17 protein-coding genes and 1 tRNA gene are annotated in these 17,086 nt (G+C 59.6%); 13 read left to right on the top strand and 5 right to left on the bottom strand.

Annotated features, from left to right (window positions below; translation table 11 throughout):
- The 7 genes from Q1V57_RS14715 to Q1V57_RS14685 all read left to right on the top strand — a co-directional run.
- On the top strand, positions 1-805 hold an 805-nt coding region (locus tag Q1V57_RS14715), incomplete at its 5' end, for a site-specific DNA-methyltransferase (protein WP_300532353.1).
- Positions 805-1,272, top strand: coding sequence for a DUF5681 domain-containing protein (locus tag Q1V57_RS14710; protein ID WP_300532351.1), 468 nt, complete (start codon positions 805-807; stop codon positions 1,270-1,272). The genes Q1V57_RS14715 and Q1V57_RS14710, both read left to right, overlap by 1 nt.
- Positions 1,269-1,604 carry a hypothetical protein gene (locus tag Q1V57_RS14705; protein WP_300532350.1) on the top strand — a complete coding sequence of 112 codons (336 nt, stop codon included), beginning with the start codon at positions 1,269-1,271 and terminating at the stop codon, positions 1,602-1,604. The genes Q1V57_RS14710 and Q1V57_RS14705 overlap by 4 nt, the downstream gene beginning before the upstream one ends.
- A 144-nt stretch (positions 1,605-1,748) precedes the next feature.
- Positions 1,749-2,726, top strand: a complete 978-nt coding sequence (gene terL / locus Q1V57_RS14700) for a phage terminase large subunit (protein ID WP_300532348.1) — start codon at positions 1,749-1,751, stop codon at positions 2,724-2,726.
- Between the two features lie 444 nt (positions 2,727-3,170).
- Entirely contained in the window at positions 3,171-3,452 is a 282-nt protein-coding gene (locus tag Q1V57_RS14695) for a DUF3489 domain-containing protein (protein WP_300532347.1), read from the top strand.
- 3 nt (positions 3,453-3,455) lie between these two features.
- Positions 3,456-3,872, top strand: coding sequence for a DUF2924 domain-containing protein (locus Q1V57_RS14690; RefSeq protein ID WP_300532345.1), 417 nt, complete (start codon positions 3,456-3,458; stop codon positions 3,870-3,872).
- The gene (locus Q1V57_RS14685) at positions 3,869-5,497 is read left to right on the top strand and encodes a recombinase family protein (protein WP_300532344.1); all 1,629 of its coding nucleotides are present in this window, start codon (positions 3,869-3,871) and stop codon (positions 5,495-5,497) included. The genes Q1V57_RS14690 and Q1V57_RS14685 overlap by 4 nt, the downstream gene beginning before the upstream one ends.
- A 369-nt stretch (positions 5,498-5,866) precedes the next feature.
- Here Q1V57_RS14685 and Q1V57_RS14680 read toward each other — a convergent pair.
- A tRNA-Ser gene (locus Q1V57_RS14680) sits at positions 5,867-5,957 on the bottom strand.
- Positions 5,958-6,151: 194 nt separating this feature from the next.
- On the opposite strand from Q1V57_RS14680, the gene Q1V57_RS14675 reads away from it, so the two are divergent.
- From Q1V57_RS14675 to Q1V57_RS14660, 4 genes are all read left to right on the top strand, one after another.
- The gene (locus Q1V57_RS14675) at positions 6,152-6,730 is read left to right on the top strand and encodes a DUF1579 family protein (RefSeq protein WP_300532342.1); all 579 of its coding nucleotides are present in this window, start codon (positions 6,152-6,154) and stop codon (positions 6,728-6,730) included.
- Between the two features lie 82 nt (positions 6,731-6,812).
- On the top strand, positions 6,813-7,376 hold the full coding sequence (locus Q1V57_RS14670) for a carboxymuconolactone decarboxylase family protein (protein ID WP_300532340.1): 564 nt from the start codon (positions 6,813-6,815) through the stop codon (positions 7,374-7,376).
- Positions 7,373-8,047, top strand: coding sequence for an HAD-IB family phosphatase (locus tag Q1V57_RS14665; RefSeq protein ID WP_300532338.1), 675 nt, complete (start codon positions 7,373-7,375; stop codon positions 8,045-8,047). Before Q1V57_RS14670 ends, Q1V57_RS14665 begins: the two co-directional genes overlap by 4 nt.
- A 94-nt stretch (positions 8,048-8,141) precedes the next feature.
- Positions 8,142-8,864: a DUF4386 domain-containing protein gene (locus Q1V57_RS14660; protein ID WP_300532336.1), complete on the top strand. Its 723-nt coding sequence runs from the start codon at positions 8,142-8,144 to the stop codon at positions 8,862-8,864.
- Here the strand turns inward: Q1V57_RS14660 and serA are convergent.
- The 4 genes from serA to Q1V57_RS14640 all read right to left on the bottom strand — a co-directional run bounded on the left by serA (position 8,861) and on the right by Q1V57_RS14640 (position 13,536).
- Positions 8,861-10,069, bottom strand: coding sequence for a phosphoglycerate dehydrogenase (gene serA / locus Q1V57_RS14655; protein ID WP_300532334.1), 1,209 nt, complete (start codon positions 10,067-10,069; stop codon positions 8,861-8,863). The two genes, Q1V57_RS14660 and serA, sit on opposite strands and share 4 nt — an antisense overlap.
- Positions 10,070-10,147: 78 nt before the next feature.
- On the bottom strand, positions 10,148-10,678 hold the full coding sequence (locus Q1V57_RS14650) for a redoxin domain-containing protein (RefSeq protein ID WP_300532332.1): 531 nt from the start codon (positions 10,676-10,678) through the stop codon (positions 10,148-10,150).
- Between the two features lie 68 nt (positions 10,679-10,746).
- A complete protein-coding gene (gene lepA / locus Q1V57_RS14645; protein ID WP_300532330.1) occupies positions 10,747-12,555 on the bottom strand; it encodes a translation elongation factor 4 in 1,809 nt (602 codons plus the stop codon).
- 156 nt (positions 12,556-12,711) lie between these two features.
- On the bottom strand, positions 12,712-13,536 hold the full coding sequence (locus Q1V57_RS14640; protein ID WP_300532328.1) for a flagellin: 825 nt from the start codon (positions 13,534-13,536) through the stop codon (positions 12,712-12,714).
- Positions 13,537-13,887: 351 nt separating this feature from the next.
- Here Q1V57_RS14640 and Q1V57_RS14635 point away from each other — a divergent pair, with 351 nt between their 5' ends.
- Together Q1V57_RS14635 and Q1V57_RS14630 are read left to right on the top strand one after the other, a co-directional pair.
- Complete coding sequence (locus tag Q1V57_RS14635; RefSeq protein ID WP_300532326.1) at positions 13,888-16,476, top strand: M14 family zinc carboxypeptidase; 2,589 nt, start codon at positions 13,888-13,890, stop codon at positions 16,474-16,476.
- A gap of 126 nt (positions 16,477-16,602) precedes the next feature.
- A complete protein-coding gene (locus Q1V57_RS14630) occupies positions 16,603-17,049 on the top strand; it encodes a BLUF domain-containing protein (protein ID WP_300532325.1) in 447 nt (148 codons plus the stop codon).
- The last annotated feature ends 37 nt before the right edge of the window (positions 17,050-17,086 follow it).

Raw genomic sequence — 17,086 nt, 5'->3', positions numbered from 1 at the left:
CCTGATCTGCGGTGACGCGCTCGCGCCGGAAACCTGGGCGAAACTTGGTGGCATCAAAGCCGACGCCGCGTTTGTTGATGCGCCCTACAATGTGAAGATCGACAAGCACGTCTGTGGACTGGGCAAGGTCAAGCACCGCGAATTCGTGCAGGCCTCAGGCGAGATGAGTGCTGACGAGTTCGCGCAATTCCTGACAACGGCCCACCAACGCCTTCATGAGGCTCTGAAACCTGGTGGCGTGCTCTTCTCGTGCATGGACTGGCGCTCGATCGCCAGCCTGGTCGAAGCCGGCGAGGACGCAGGTTTCGAGCTCATCAATATGGTGGTCTGGGACAAAACGACCGGTGGTATGGGATCGCTCTATCGGTCGCAGCACGAATTGATCTGCGTGTTCCGGAATGCAGGCGCTTCGCATCGCAATAACGTTCAACTCGGAAAGTACGGTCGCAATCGCACCAATGTCTGGACCTATGCCGGCATGAACACGGGCGGCAAACAGCGCGATGAATTGCTGTCGGTCCACCCGACGGTAAAACCGGTAGAACTGGTGATCGACGCCATCAAGGACGTCACCGCTCACGGTGAGACTGTCGTCGACTGTTTCGGCGGTTCGGGAACGACCATGGTTGCAGCACAAAAGGCGGGCCGCAAATCCGTCCTGCTGGAACTCGATCCCGTTTATATCGATACGATCATTGAGCGCATGACGGCGGCTTTCGGGCTTGCTGCGACGCTGGAAGGTAGCGGCGAAACCTATGCCGAGCTCAAGGCGGAGCGTGACCTGAACGCCGGAGGGGACGCATAATGTCTACTCCCAAGCACAACATTCGTCGTCGCCAACGCCCGCAAGTCTCAAAGCCGGACACCGGAGGCCACGACCCTCATCGCCCGGTAGGCTATGCCAACCCTCCCAAGGCCGGACAATTCAAGAAGGGACAATCGGGCAATCCGAAGGGGCGTCCGAAAGGCTCCAAAAACATCGCGACTATTCTCAACGAGCGTTTGAACAAGCGGATTACGATCCGCGAAGGCGGGCGAACGAAAACGGTGTCGGTGCTGGAAGCCAAGTTTATCCAGCTGACCAAGGCGATGCTGGAAGGCGATGACAAGGCAACCACTCTGATCATCAAACTCCTCGAACGCTACGGCGACGAGACCCACCAGAACGAGAAGGAGGCTCTAGCGGTCTTTAGTGCCGAAGAAGACCGGCAGGTGATTGAAGAGCTCTTGAGGATGAACAGCTCCGCGGCCCTTGGCGAGGATGGCTCATGATCGACGTCAATCAACAAGCCAACGCTGTTCGCAGGTCTCGCTTTTACTTCTTCCTCGGGGCCGTTTTCAAACATCTCGAAGGGCGCTCCATGCCGCCCGACGACTACTTGAGAGCTCTGGCGTTTGCGCTTCAGTCGGCACATGAAAAAGATCGTGGTCGACTCGTTGTCACTATTCCTCCGAGGCATCTGAAATCGATTTCCGCGGCGGTGGCACTGCCTGCCTGGGCCCTCGGACACAATCCGTCCTGCAAGATTCTCGTTGTCACCTATGGCGACGAACTCTCACGGGAACATGCGACCCGGTTTGCATCGGTCATGCATTCGAAGTGATACAAGACACTCTTCCCTCGGACTCGGGTCGATAAGAGCAATCAATCTGAGCTGAAAACCAGTGCTGGCGGATCAAGACGGTGCGTCTCATCCGGTGGTGCGGCAACAGGATTTGGCGCAGATCTCATTATCGTCGATGACCTGATGAAGGCACAAGACGCCACATCCGAGGTGATGCGAGAAAAGGTCCACAAAACTTTTTCGGGAACCTTGCTTTCTCGCTTCAATGATCCCGCTAAGGGATCCTTGATTTCCATCCAGCAGCGCCTTCATGAGGACGATCTGCCAGCAAGACTCATCACGTCTGGCGAATACGATCACCTCAACCTGCCGGCAATTGCGGAGACCAAGGCGTCATTCCCGATCGACATCGGCAAGAACTGGAAGCGCGAAGCAGGTGATCTTCTCAATCAGCGCCGCATGGACATGGAAGTGTTGCAAGCCATCCGAAAGGATTTGGGTGCACGGGAGTTTTCAGCGCAATTCCAGCAAAACCCTGTCGCGCCTGAAGGTGCCTTGATCAATCCCGAACAGCTTCACCTTACTGACGAATTCCCCGACCCGGATGACTGCGACCTGTGTGTCCAGTCTTGGGATACAGCGTCTAAGGCAGATCCTAGCAATGACTTCTCCGTGTGTACGACATGGGGGCACTGCCGGGGCATCTGGTACCTTCTCGACATCTACCGCGGTCGGCTCGAATTTCCTAAGCTGAAGGAAAAGGTCCTCTCATTGCGAGACTATTGGCGCGCGGAAAAAGTTCTGATCGAGGACAGCTCTTCCGGCTCGAGCATTCTTCAGCAGCTCCGCACTGAGAAACGGCGTGAAGGGATCATTGGCATCCAAGCGAAAGGCTCCAAGTCCGAGCGGCTCGAGGCGCAGTTGGATATGCTCTACGACGGCCGTGTCGCTTTCAATCCGGAAGCCGAAACCTGGCGCGACCTGTTGAACGAAATGCGCGCTTTTCCGGACGGTCGTCATGACGACCAGATCGATAGTATCTCGCAGTTCCTCAAATGGGTGCGCGGCCCCCGAGGGCGAAGCTTTGTCAGCGCTAACGGGGAAGGCAGTGCGATGCGAGACGAATTTGGAAGGTTCGCGCCCTATTACGGCACCCGCTAAAACGTTTATGCTTTTTGGTCTGGACCAGCACCGCTCAATCGAGCGGTGCTGTTTGCGTTATGAGCCAGTCTACCGACATCGGCGAGTTATTCGCCAATGCAACAGCCGCGATTGAAGACGCGCACACAGCTTCAGTGAACGGGCATGTTGCACCGTCGAGAGAGGCGCTTCGGTCCACAAGGCTTGCGATTCTCCTGGCGCTCCTAGAGTTACACCAAGCCGACCAGGCACTCTCGCCTGTTGGCGAGCCGTTCGGCCCGCCTCCGTTGCTTTCGCGCGAAGATCTGAAACTCGCAATCTCACTGTCGAGCAGTTCTGCGCTGGACTTGAGCGAATAATCGAGCATGCATGGACCCACGCCCGGAGCTGATCCTGTCAAGCGATCCCGGGCTCGCCTCAGTGCAAGGGGGCGGATCAGGCGCCTCCCACAACACGGAGGCTACAATGCCAACCACATCTATCCCCGCAGACCAGGTCCTCACGCCAGCAAAAAAACCGCGACCGACATCCAAGTATCGGACCGGCACCAAGAAGGCTCGGCTGGTTGAACTCCTCTCATCAGCGAAGGGCGTGACCGTCGATCACATCGCCGCGACGCTTGGATGGCTGCCTCACACGACACGAGCCGCCCTAACCGGTTTGAAAAAAGACGGCATCGTCATCGAGAAATTGCCACCCCTCAGAGACACCAACCACAGCCGCTACCGGCTCGCACGGGAGGGTTAGGAGATGACCACTCAAGCGATCGAAGCGCTAAAAGACATGTCACACGCTGAGCTCTGTCCTCTCTGGATTGAGACGTTCAAAACGCAGCCGCCCAAGCGCCTGAGCGCGAGCCTAATGCGACGCATTCTGGCCTACGAACTCCAGGCCCGTGCAAGCAGGCGGTTTTCCAAGCGAGATGTGAAGAAGCTCATAAAGCTCGCGCAAGGAGACGCCCGGCCGAGCGCTCCCGGCCTCGTCGCCGGGGGACGGCTCATCCGCGAATGGAATGGGGTCGCGCATGAGGTAGAGGTTCTCGAGAAAGGCTTCTCCTGGCGCGGTCAGACCTACCGTTCTCTCTCGGCGATCGCACAAGCCATCACAGGCACCCGGTGGTCCGGGCCGCGCTTCTTCGGCATCTGTTCACGGGAGGCTTCGGCATGAGTGAGACCACGCTTCGCTGCGCCATCTACACCCGCAAATCCTCAGAAGAGGGATTGGATCAGGACTTCAACTCGCTCGATGCCCAGCGCGAAGCCTGCGAGGCTTACATCGCCTCTCAGCGCCATGAGGGCTGGAAACAACTTGCTGAGCACTACGACGATGGCGGCGTGTCCGGTGGCACGCTCGAGCGCCCGGCACTGCAGCGTTTGCTGGCCGATATCGATGCGGGGCGGGTTGACCTGGTCGTCGTATACAAAGTCGACCGGCTGACGCGGTCTCTGCCCGACTTTGCCAAACTCATCGAGCGCCTGAACGCGGCCGGAGCTTCCTTCGTATCGGTCACCCAATCATTCAACACCTCAACGTCCATGGGCCGATTGACGTTGAATGTCTTGCTCTCCTTCGCTCAGTTTGAGCGAGAAGTGACGGCGGAACGCATCCGAGACAAGCTGGCCCAATCCAAGGCAAAGGGCTTCTGGATGGGCGGATACATCCCACTGGGCTACACCCCAAATGGGCGCACGCTGGATGTCGTCCCCGGTGAGGCGGAAACCGTACGGAAAATCTTCAACCTGTACGATGAACTGGGATGCCTCCGCCTGGTAGAACTCGCCGCCGACCGGGAGGGTCTCCGCACAAAGACCCGCGAGGCAAACGATCCGAAAATGCGAGGCGGCAAGTCCTTCTCCCGCGGGCGCATTCAAAACCTGCTCCGCAACCCGCTCTACATCGGGAAGATCCGGCACAAGGACATCATCCACGAAGGCCAACACACAGGCATTGTTGATGACGAGGTTTTCAAACGGGTTCAGGAAAAACTCGACGCGGCGTCCCGTCGGGCGGTCAAACAAAGAGCATCCAAGCCTGGTAAGATCGTAAGCCCGCTGGCTGGCAAGGTCTTTGACGACGAAGGACGACGTCTGACACCCTCGCACACCTCGCGGGGTTCGAGACGTTTTCGGTATTATGTGTCACGCGATCTGATCCGGAAATCGGGAAACACGAATGTCGATGGGCTGCGCCTGCCGGCCAAGACACTCGAGGATGCCGTTGCCGCGAGCGTCAGCCGACACTTCTCTCAACGCCCGGGTGAACTCTCGGCAGGACAGAACACATCAGTCACTGAAATATCAGAACGGACAAACACGTTCGAAGCGCTGTCGAAGTCCGATCAAGAAACACGTTTAGCGGCTGTTCGGAAGGTCGTGGTTGCGCCCGGCAAGCTCACTATCACCGCTGCGCTCGCCAGCCCCGAGGGCGATGATGAGGGACTTATGACCTTTGATGCTCCATTCACTCACAGAAGACGCGGCGTTGAAACGAAACTCATTCTTTCTGACCAGGCCCCCACGCCCGATACCAATCTTCAGAAGAACCTTGGCCGAGCCCTCGCCTGGCTTGAAGACATCCATGCCGGAGTCCGAATGGAAGAGATCGCCGAGCGAGAAAACCTCTCCTCCCGGTTCATCCGTGATCGCCTTCAGATGGCCTTCCTCTCACCGAAGATCATGGACGCGATCCTTAAAGGTACGCAGCCTGCTCACCTCACCAGCAACACTTTTGTCCGCGCGGATATTCCGCTCGACTGGTCAGAACAGGAGCGTCTCTTCGGGTTCACGAACTAGCGGGAAAACGTATTTCCTGATCGAGTGCTTTCCTCCCTCATCTCGCCTGAAAATTCCCTGCTCAGATTTTCGAATTCCCTGTTCTGTTGAGCAGGGAATTTCTTATTTTACCTCGTAAATACAGAGACCTGCAGGCGGCCCGGGCTAATCCGGAGAAGCTAATTGGTTCCGAATCCCTGTTTTTCCAGCACCATCAGGGAAATCTCCAGTACTCGGACCACCGAACATGGCGGTTTGAGACTTTCGGGGTTATCCGGGGTATTGGGGTGAGTTCGTTCGGTCTCAGTTACAGACACGGCTTCGCAAGCCCCGGAAATTTGGGGAAGAAATTGCCAGTTCATGGAAAGAGACGAGACCTGCCGGTCTGAGTGGCGGTGAGGGTGGGATTCGAACCCACGAGACGGGGACACCGCCTACACGCGTTCCAGGCGTGCGCCTTCGACCACTCGGCCACCTCACCGCAAGAGGCGCGGACTATAGCTATAAAGGCGCCGACGGCAAGGCGTCTGACTCAGTCGATACAGAATTATTCTGTGCGGCCGGGTTTGTGACCAAATCCGCGCCTGCTGGGACGGTTGTGACTGCCCTCCTCTGGCCCTTGCATGACCCTGGCGATTAGCCTGCCGGGACAGGCTGGACAGGATACATCCCGATATGAATGCATTGCTCTTGATCGCTGCCGGCGCCCTGGCGCTGGGTATGGCCCAATCGACATCTGAGACCGAAAGCGAGACCCGGCCCTTTCCGGGAGCTGAAGCCCAGGTTGCGATGGCGCGGCTGGCGCCGCTGGCTGGAGACTGGACGGCGACGGTCTACCGCATGACCGAAACCGGCTGGAGCGAAGCCGGCACCGAACATGCGCATATCTACTTCATGCTCAACGATCTCGCCCTGCGCGAAGACCCTGATCCCGATGGCGTCAATGGCTGGCAGCTCGAGAGCACCATCCAGTACGACCAGAACCGGGACCTCTACCGGCTCGTCGCCATGGACGACACCTGGGGTAATATGGACATTTATGAGGGCGGTTTTGACAGCGAGGGCCGTCTCGTGGTGACCAATCTGCGCTCCGGGACCAGCTATGTCGGTGACGACGGAGCGACCCTGCATTTCCGTCTAACAACAGCGATCGAAAGCCCCGACCGCAATGTGTTCAGCGTCGACATGTCGGCTGACCAAGGCGCCAGCTGGCAAGCCTATCAACGCATTGTACGCATCCGGCAAAGCGGCTGAGGCGCACCCGCCGGGCTTGCGGCGAACCGAGTTCCGGGCTTGTCTGTCATCTTCACGATGACGAAGACTGCCCGGAGCCGGCATGCCGCATTTTCCCAGTCTGAATGAGGGCGATCATCTCGAAGCCCTGTTCAAACGCTTCCCACGCGGCGTCGCACCGCTGCTGGCCTTGCACGATGACATTATGCGCGCGCCCTCCGCGCTCAGCGTCGGGGAACGCGAGCTGATTTCCGCCTATGTCTCCGGACTCAACGCCTGCCGGTTCTGCTTCGGTGCCCACAAGGCGATGGCCCAGGCCTTCGGCTATTCCCAGGAATTTGTTGAAAGCCTGGTTCATGACGGCCCCGCGGCGGCCGGCGTCGAGCCCAAGCTCGTGCCTTTGCTCGACTATGTTCGCCAGATCACCGAAGAGCCCGCGAAAACCCGGCTCAGCCAAGCCGAGGCGGTTTATGCGGCCGGATGGAGTGAGGACGCGCTCTATGACGCGGTACAGGTTGCCTCGCTCTACGCCTTCATGAACCGCACGCTGGATGGCGCCGGTATCGAGCCCAAGGCCCTGTTCGCCGACCCGAGCGAGGAAGAACTCGAAAGCCGACGGAACTCCAGCTATACCGGTTGGGGACGTAAAGCTGGGCTGATCGCTTGAGACGACTGATCGCGTTCGATGTCGATTCCACGCTGCTGCGGGTCGAGAGCCTCGACACGGCGATCGAGCACGCCCTGTCGGGACGTGATGATGCGGCCACGATTTCCGAGCAACTTCATGCCCTGACCCAGGCCGGCATGACCGGGCGTATGGATCTGCGCGACAGCCTGACCCAGCGCCTCGCGATCGTCCCGCTCGACCGTGGCGTCATTGCCCAAGTCTCCGAACGCTTGCGGCGCCAGATCACGCCAGGGATGAAACCCATCCTGCGCCAATTGCGTGAACAGGGCGATGAATGCCATGCCATTTCCGGCGGCTTTACCGCGCTGCTGGAGCCGGTGTTGGAGGATCTGGGCTTTGGCCGCGGCGAGATTCACGCCAACACCATGCTGTTTGATGGTCCAACCGTGATCGGTCTCGATCTCGACAACCCCCTGTCGCGCAATGGCGGCAAGGCAGAGATACTGGGCCGTATCGGGGCGCGTGCGGAACAGACTGTTATGGTCGGGGACGGCATAACCGATTTCGAGGCCTATGAGCAGGGCGCAGCGGACCGGTTCATCGGTTTCGGCGTGGTGGCCCAGCGCGAAGTCGTACTCGCCGCAGCGGAGCATTCCGGGGCGGAATATGTCCGCTCCATGGACGCGCTGATGACCGCCCTGCGGCGCTGAAACGAAAAAACCGGCCGATTTGCAAATCGGCGAGACCGGCAAGCCGGGCCCCGGTTCTATGGCGCAATGTATTCGCCAGGACCGAGGACACGACATGTTCAAACCTTTGATGCCGCGCCATCCGCGCGCCACGGCCCGACTTGCAGGGCTGGCCTATCTGCTGATCATTATCTGCGCCATTTTCGCCCAGCTGGCCGTGCGAGGAAGTCTGATCGAGTGGTCGGATGCCGGGGCGACCGCCGCCGCGATCCGGCAGAATACCGGTCTTCTGGGACTGGGGATCATGGCCGATTTCGTCGTCTATCTGCTCGACCTGTTTCTGGCCTATGCCTTTTACCGCCTGTTCGCGCCGGTCGATCACGGTCTCGCCCTGCTGGCCGCCTGGCTCCGCATCGCCATGACGGCGCTGTTGATGGTCAACCTGGTTAATTTCGCCGCGCCCCTGATGCTGCTCGGCGATGACCCGATCGCCGCCCAGCTGGCCGGAGAGAATGCCGATCAACTCGCCCTAGTTTTCCTCGGCCTGCACAATTCCGGCTTCGTCATCGGCCTGATGATGTTTGGAACCTACGGGCTTCTGCTCGGCTATCTGGTCATGCGCTCGGGCTATATCCCGGCCCTGATCGGAGCGGGCATCATGATTTCCGGGCTGAGCTATCTCGCCATGGGCGTCATCAGCTTTGCCTTGCCGTCGCTCAGCATGCTGAACGGAGCGCTGCTGGCCAGCGCTGCATTGCCGGAGTTCATTTTCACCGCCTGGCTGCTCGTCTTCGGGCTGAACCGGAAAAAGTGGGAAGCGCGGACCGGCAGCGCCTAGCCGCCGATCAGCCGCACCCGGATGGAGCCGTCCAGAGCCTTGACCCGTTCGACCAGATTGGCCGGCAGATCGCCTTCCAGATCGGCGATGACATAGCCGAAATCGCCTCGCGTCTCGAGGCGCTGGGAGGCGATATTGGCACCGCAGGAACTGACCACATCGGTCAGGCGCGACAGATAGCCGGGAGCGTTGCCGTGGAAGCTGACGACCCGGGCACGCCCCTCGGGCACCGGGCCAGGCTCAAGCTCCGGAACGTTGACCGCTCCCTTGGTGCTGCCCTGCTGGAGGAAGCGGGCCAGCTTCAGCGACACGTCCTCACCGATCGCGGCCTGGGCTTCCAGGGTCGAGCCACCGATATGCGGTGTAAGAATGACATTCTCAAACTGTTGCAGAGGCGAAACGAAGGCTTCGTCCTTTGAAGCCGGCTCCTTGGGGAAGACGTCGACGGCCGTGCCGAAGAGATGACCACTCTCCAAAGCATTGGCGAGAGCATCGATATCGACCAGATTGCCGCGGGCGTGATTGATCAGATAACTGCCCGGCTTCATCTTCGCGATCTCTGCCGCTCCCATCATATTGCGGGTCTGCGGCGTGTCAGGCACATGCAGGGTGATGACATCGCAAAGGCCGAGCAATTCATCCAGGGTGGCGACAGATCGGGCATTGCCATGCGCCAGCTTGGGCTCGATGTCGTAATAATAGACATGCATCCCCAACCCACTCGCCAAAACCGATAATTGCGAGCCGATATTGCCATAGCCGACGATGCCTAGCTTCTTCGAGCGGACCTCGTGGGAGTGTTCAGCGGTCTTGCGCCACTCGCCACGCAGGGCTGCGCCGGCGCGATGCGGAATGCCGCGCATCAGCATGATGATCGAAGCGAGTGTCAGCTCGGCGACAGAGCGAGTATTGCCGAAGGGGCCGTTGAAAACCGGAATACCGCGCTCGGCGGCCGTCTCCAGATCGACCTGATTGGTGCCAATGCAAAAACAGCCAAGCACCGCCAGGTCGGGCGCCGCATCGAATGCGGCCTTGTTCATCTTGGTGCGGGAGCGAATACCGGCGACGCGGGCCTGCCCCAGCGCTGCGTGCAGGTCCTCAACCGGCAAAGCCGCGCCATGCCGCTCGACTTTGAGCCCGGCAGCGAGCAATTGCGCGTCGGCGACCGCGTGAACATTTTCAAACAGGATTGCCGTCTCGGACATGGTGCACCTCATCAACTTCCGGGCAGACTAGCGCGGATTCGCTGCGGTGCACCATGTATCCGTGACGACTGGAGCGATTTATTCCGCAGCAGCCATTTCACGCAGCGCCGCCAGGGAATTGTCGACGTGAGGATAGGGGCTGCCGTCGGCATAGTGATAGGCGATGGTGGAGTCCTGATCGATCACATAGGTGATACGGCCCGTCCAGTTCCCACCCGGGCGCATGCGGCTCTCATAGCCATTGATGATATCATCATTGACGCCGAAGACCGGGAAAGCGTCGGCGCAATGTTGCGTCGAGAATTCGGACAGCTGGTCAGTATTGCCGGCGGTCAGGCCAATCACCTGCGCACCGAGGGCTTCGAACTGATCGATCGCTTCAGCAAAGCTGGCCGCCTGGGCGTTACAGCCACCGGTGAAAGCCGCCGGGAAGAAGAAGGCGACCACCGGACCATTCGCCAGGGCATCAGAAAGCGTCAGCGTGACCGCCTCACCCGCCTGGAAGCCCTGGACGGTAAAATCCGGCGCGGCATCGCCGACATCGAGGTCAGCCTGGGCAGCAGCGGTCAAACAGGTGGCAGCGGCAAGTGCAACGATGAAACGGCGCATGTGGGTATCCCCTTGGAAAAATCTCTGCCGCCAAAGATGAGACGATGACGGCAAATGACAAGAGCAGACTAGTTATCGTCCATCTTGAGGGCAGCGATAAAGGCTTCCTGCGGGATGTCGACCTTGCCGAACTGGCGCATCTTCTTCTTACCCGCCTTCTGCTTGTCGAGCAGTTTGCGCTTACGTGACGCGTCACCACCATAACATTTGGCGGTCACGTCCTTGCGCAGGGCGGCCAGGGTTTCGCGGGCGATGATACGCCCGCCGAGTGCGGCCTGGATCGGGATTTTGAACATGTGGCGCGGGATCAGATCTTTGAGCTTTTCGCACATGGACCGGCCGCGCATTTCGGCCCGGGCCCGGTGCACGACCATGGACAGCGCATCCACCGGCTCATCATTGACCAGGATCGACATCTTCACCAGATCGCCGACACGGTTATCGATGAACTGGTAATCGAAGGAGGCATAGCCTTTGGTCACCGACTTCAACCGGTCATAGAAGTCGAAGACGACTTCGTTGAGCGGCAGCTCATAGACCAGCATGGCGCGGTTACCGGCATAGGTCAGCTCGTTCTGGATACCGCGCCGGTCCTGGCACAGTTTCAGAACACCGCCGAGGTATTCGTCCGGCACCAGAATGGTCGCCTTGATCCACGGCTCGGCAATGGAGTCGACTTTGACCGGATCGGGCATGTCGGCCGGATTGTGCAGGTCGATCTCGCTGCCATCGGTCATGGTCAGCTTGTAGACCACGGACGGCGCCGTCGTGATCAGTTCGATATCGTATTCGCGCTCGAGGCGCTCACGAATGACCTCGAGGTGAAGCAGACCCAGGAAACCGCAGCGGAAACCGAAACCGAGCGCCGCCGACGTCTCCATTTCATAGGAGAAGCTGGCGTCATTGAGAGCGAGTTTCTCGATGGCGTCACGGAGGTCCTCGAACTCGGCGCTGTCGACCGGGAAGAGACCACAGAACACCACCGGCTGAGCCGGCTTGTAGCCGGTCAGAGCCTGCTCGGTCGGGCGCTTGTCATCGGTGACGGTGTCGCCCACGCGGGCATCACGGACCTGTTTGATCGAAGCATTGAGGAAGCCGATCTCACCCGGATAAAGGGCGTCGAGATTTTCCTTCTTCGGACGGAACACACCGACGCCATCGACGGGGTAGGCCGCGCCGGTGCCCATCAGGCGCACGCGCATGCCCTTTTTCAGCGTGCCTTCCATAACCCGGACGAGACAGATCACACCGAGATAGGGGTCATACCAGCTATCCACCAGCATGGCCTTGAGCGGCGCATCGGCCGGACCGGTTTCCGGGGCAGGAAGGCGTTCGACAACGGCTTCAAGTACCTGGTCGATATTCAGACCCGTCTTGGCGGAAATCTCGACGGCATCGGAGGCATCCAGGCCGATGACATCCTCGATCTGCGCCTTGATCCGTTCCGGTTCAGCGGCCGGCAGGTCAATCTTGTTGAGGACCGGGACAATCTCGTGATCGACTTCGATGGCCTGGTAGACATTCGCAAGCGTCTGCGCCTCCACGCCCTGGGACGCATCAACAACGAGCAGGGAGCCCTCACACGCAGCCAGTGAGCGGTTGACTTCATAGGCGAAGTCGACGTGTCCGGGCGTGTCGATCAGGTTGAGCGTATAGGTCTTGCCGTCCTTCGCGGTATAATCGAGACGCACGGTCTGTGCCTTGATGGTAATGCCGCGTTCGCGCTCGAGCTCCATATTGTCGAGCACTTGTTCCTTCATCTCACGATCGGACAGCCCGCCGGTGAACTGGATCAGCCGGTCGGCCAGGGTCGATTTACCGTGGTCGATGTGCGCCACGATGGAGAAATTGCGGATAAGGGACGGATCTCTACTCATGAGGCGCGAATTAGCACTGCGGCCCGGTTTGTCCAAGCGGTGTGCGCTGTTGCGCATCAAGTATCACCGCAAAAGAAAACCCAGCCCCGTGACGCCGGAGCTGGGTCGTCGCGAAGCGGACCGTTTAGGACACCGGTCCGCCACACTGACAAGGGATTAGCTGAAATAGCCCAGGATCGTGGCCGGTGCGGAGTTCGCGATCGACAGGGCCTGGACCCCAAGCTGTTGTTTCACCTGCAAGGATTGCAAACGAGCGCTCTCGCTGGCGAGGTCGGCATCAACGAGATTCCCGATACCTTTTTCCAGCGCGTCGGACAGTTTTCCGACAAAGCTCTTGTGCACTTCCAGCGATTTGGACCCGGTCCCCATGCGCGCCAGGGACTGGTTCATATTATCCAGCGATGTCTCGATGGTCGACACGATGGATGTCGCGTCTCCGGCAGTCGCGAAGGACGCGGCAGCGCTGAGCGTGACAATAGCCCCGCCGAGCGACAAGTTCTCATCGGAAATCCGGATCGTGCTGGTTCCGTCAGCGTTCGCCAGCGCGGAGATCGAGGTCACAGAACCATTGATCATATTGGTGCCGTTGAACTCGGCATTGGAAATGATCGTGCCGATCTGATCGCGCAAGGACTTGAAGTCCTCGTTGAGCGCGGCGCGAGATGATGCGTCCAGCGACGTGTCGGCGGCGGCGAGCGCCTTTTCCTTCATCTCGACCAGCAGGTCCGACACCGCTTCGCCGGCCGCAAGGGCGACGTCGACGGTGGACACACTGAGATCGAGGGAATTGCTCACCGCTGCATAGCCGCGGACATCCGAGCGCATTTTCTGTGCGATGGCGAAAACGCCACCATTGTCTTTAGCAGAGGCGACAGCGAGACCGGTATTGATCCGGCTTTGCACCTGTTCGAGTTGCTTGTTGGTCGCATTCAAATTCTGCAATGCGACCATGGCACCAGTATTGGTGTTGATCGTTGCCATTTCTTGGCTCCCACTCTTTCGTTTACCCAACGGCTGGTGTGTCTGGGCCTTTCTGGCCTTCTGGTCGCACCCAGTCGCCCTAAAACCTTAGGAGATATGTATAAATTATTCGGAAACAGCAGTTTTATAGAGCCACCACATTGTAATTGCTGTTAATTTTTATGAGCTCTTGGCGCATTGAAGTGAGATCCGCGCGACTTTTCCCACACCTGAAGGCAGCGCGGTTAACGTTTCATACACCGGATTCTTGCAGCGCCGGATTCGTCACCTCGCCCACGGAAACGTGTAATTGGCCGACGGCGCTTCCGGCGCTAGTTTAGCCCCGAGACACGCATTTCCCGGGGAGAGATTATGCTGAACTGGAAAGCCGCAGCCGCCGGCCTCGCTTCGCTTTTGCTGGCTTCAGGCCCAGCGCCGGATGCCCATGCCGAACCGATCGATTTTTTCCAGGTTGAGGGGGTTGAGTACGACGCCAGCGTACCGGCGCCGGAAGACCGCTTCGGCTTTGGGGTCGGTGACCGGCCGGTCCGGCATGACCAGCTGGTCAGCTATATGACCGAGATCGCCAATGGCTCAGACCGCATCACCGTGGAAACCATCGGCTATTCACACCAGGGCCGGCCGATTCTCTTTTTCACCGTGACCTCGCCGGAAAACCACGCGCGCATCGACGAGATTCGCGAAGCCCACCTGGCACAGCTTGACCCCGCCCAGCCGGCTGGCGACGGCCCGTCCGTGATCTGGATCAATTATGGCGTCCACGGTGCGGAGAGTTCGGGCATGGATGCTGCCATCCCCGCGCTCTACCACTTCGCCGCCGCCCAAGGGCCGGAGATCGAACAGACGCTCGAAGATGCGGTGATCCTGATGACGGCGGTCTTCAACCCGGACGGCCACTCCCGCCGGGTCAATCATGTTGAGATGTTTGCCGGTTCGGTCCCGGTAACAAACCCGTCCCACGAGCAACACAATCTCTGGACCCAGGCCCGCGTCAATCACTATTGGTTTGACCTCAACCGGCAATGGCTCTTGCAGACGCAGCCGGAGAGCCAGGCGTGGTTGACGCAATGGCATCGCTGGAAGCCGCAGGTTTCGGCCGACTTCCACGAAATGGGTACGGAATCGACTTATTATTTCCACCCGGGAGAGCCGTTGCGCCGCAATCCGCTGATCCCGGTCCGGGCCCGCGAACTGACCATGGGTATCGCGCAACGCCACATCGAATTCCTCGATGGCGAGGGTCGCCTCTATACCTCCGAAGAGGGCTTCGACAATTTCTATGTCGGAAAAGGCTCAACCTACCCGCAGGTCAACGGCTCGCTCGGCATTCTGTTTGAGATCGGAGCCGCTCGCGGCGGCCTGATCGAGGCGGACCGCGGTCTTGTCAGCCATGGCGATAATGTCCGCACCCAGTTCCGGACGACGCTGACCACCGTGCAGGGTGCGCTGGATCAGAGCGCGGAGATTGCCGCCTATCAGCGCCAGTTCTTCGCCGACGCGCTGGATACGGCGCGGGCCGATAATACGGCCGGCTATGTGATTGCCGCCGACGGCGACCCGGTGCGCCTGAACTACTTCCTCGACCTACTCGAACGCCACGACATCCGCTTCTACGAGGCCTTGCGGGACATCCGTGCCGGCGGTCGGAATTTCGCTCCGGGCGAGGCCTACATCGTGCCGCTGGAACAACCGCAATACACGATGATCCGCTCCATGTTCGACCGGCCGACCGAGTTTGAAGAGAACATCTTCTACGACGTCTCCGGCTGGACCATGCCGCTCGCCTATGATCTCGACTACGCAGAATTATCCAACATCCCGCGTGGCATGATGGGCGAAGAAGCGCAGTCGCAACCACTGGCGCAGCCGGCCCCGCCGGTCTCGACCTACGGCTATATCGTGCGCTGGTCGGACTATTACGCGCCGCGGGCCCTGTACCGTCTGCTCGACGCCGATATCCGCGTCCGGATCGCGACCCAACCCGTCAGCATCAACACCCATGACGGGCTGATGGACTTCACTCCGGGCACAGTTTTCATTCCCTTCATGGGCCAGGATGTGAGCCGTGAAGACATCCATGAACTGGTTTCCGACATCGCGGCGGAAGACGGTGTTCCGGTGTTTTCCGCCCTCTCCGGCTCAACACCCGGCAACACACCCGACCTTGGCGACGGCGCGGGCTTCCGCAGTATCGACCGCCCGGAAGTCCTGGTCCTGTTTGATGATGGGCTATCACTCAACGACGCCGGTGAGGTCTGGCACCAGCTCGACCATCGCATGCATATTCCGGTGACCTTGCGCCGCAAGGATCAGATCGGCGGGCTGGACTGGTCGCGCTACACCCATCTCATCATCGTCGGCGGTGGCCGCACCAGCCTGGGCAGCGCCCAGGAGCGTGTTGAACAATGGGTGCGTGAGGAAGGCGGAATCATTATCGCCACTCGCCAGGCTGCCCGGACCATGCAAAACGCCTTCTTCCGCGATGACGATGAAGACAACGGCGACAATGGTGGTGATGGCGAGCCGGCGGAACGCCGCGATTACTCAACGATGCGCTTGAATGACGCCGAACACGTCATCGGCGGCACCATTTTCGCCGGCGATCTCGATACCAGCCACCCGATCGGCTTTGGCTATATGGATCGCTTCATACCGCTGCATCGCAATACCACGATCGTCCTCGACCGCCCCGAAAACGACCCCTTTGCTGTCGTGGTGGAATATACCGAGGATCCGCTCCTGTCCGGCTATGCGTCGCAGCGCCGCCTCGACGAGATCGCGGGAACGCCTGCCGTGGTTGCCCGGCGCGCCGGTGCGGGCAGCGTTATTCTGTTCGTCGATAATCCCAACTTCCGCGCAACATTCCGCGGTACGGAGAAAATGTTCCTCAACGCCATTTTCTTTGGCGGACTGATGGATCGCCCGCGGGGCGATTACTAAACAGCGGTTGCGGAGTGCGCGCCCAAGGCGAGCACTCCGCGCCAATGTTATATTTTAATTGCCTAAACAAGAATTGACCCCTCGCGGATTAGGGGTTTTATTTTCCCACAGACTGTGGGGGAATTCGTGGACACTGCACGCCTGATCTATGTTTCGACTGCGGCCGAGCCGATCTCGCCGGCCATGCTCGACGACATCCTGATGACCGCTCGCACCCGCAATGCCCAGTCCGGGATTACCGGCCTGCTTTGCGTGGTGGGCAATCATTTCATGCAATTGCTCGAAGGTCCGGAGACCGAGGTCAACGGGATATTCGAAAGCATCCGCCATGACCGGCGGCACAAGGATGTCATGATCATCCACACCGAAGCCACTTGCCACCGGCAATTCCCGGAGTGGTCGATGGGTTTTGCCCAGACCACGGGCACCTGGACAGAAGCCAACGACAATTGGGTCCGCGTCCGCCCGGCCCAGCTTGAAGATCTTCTGCCGAAGGACATCGCGCCAGAGGTGCGCATGCTTTTCCTCAGCTTTCGCGGCGCCAGCGATATACACCTGGCCGAAGTAGGCTAGCCAGGTTCATCCTTTCCTGCCGCATTGAAGCTGCGCA

It is taken from the genome of Maricaulis sp. (assembly GCF_030149425.1).
GTDB lineage: Bacteria > Pseudomonadota > Alphaproteobacteria > Caulobacterales > Maricaulaceae > Maricaulis.
This window is presented reverse-complemented; position numbering and strand designations above follow the sequence as displayed.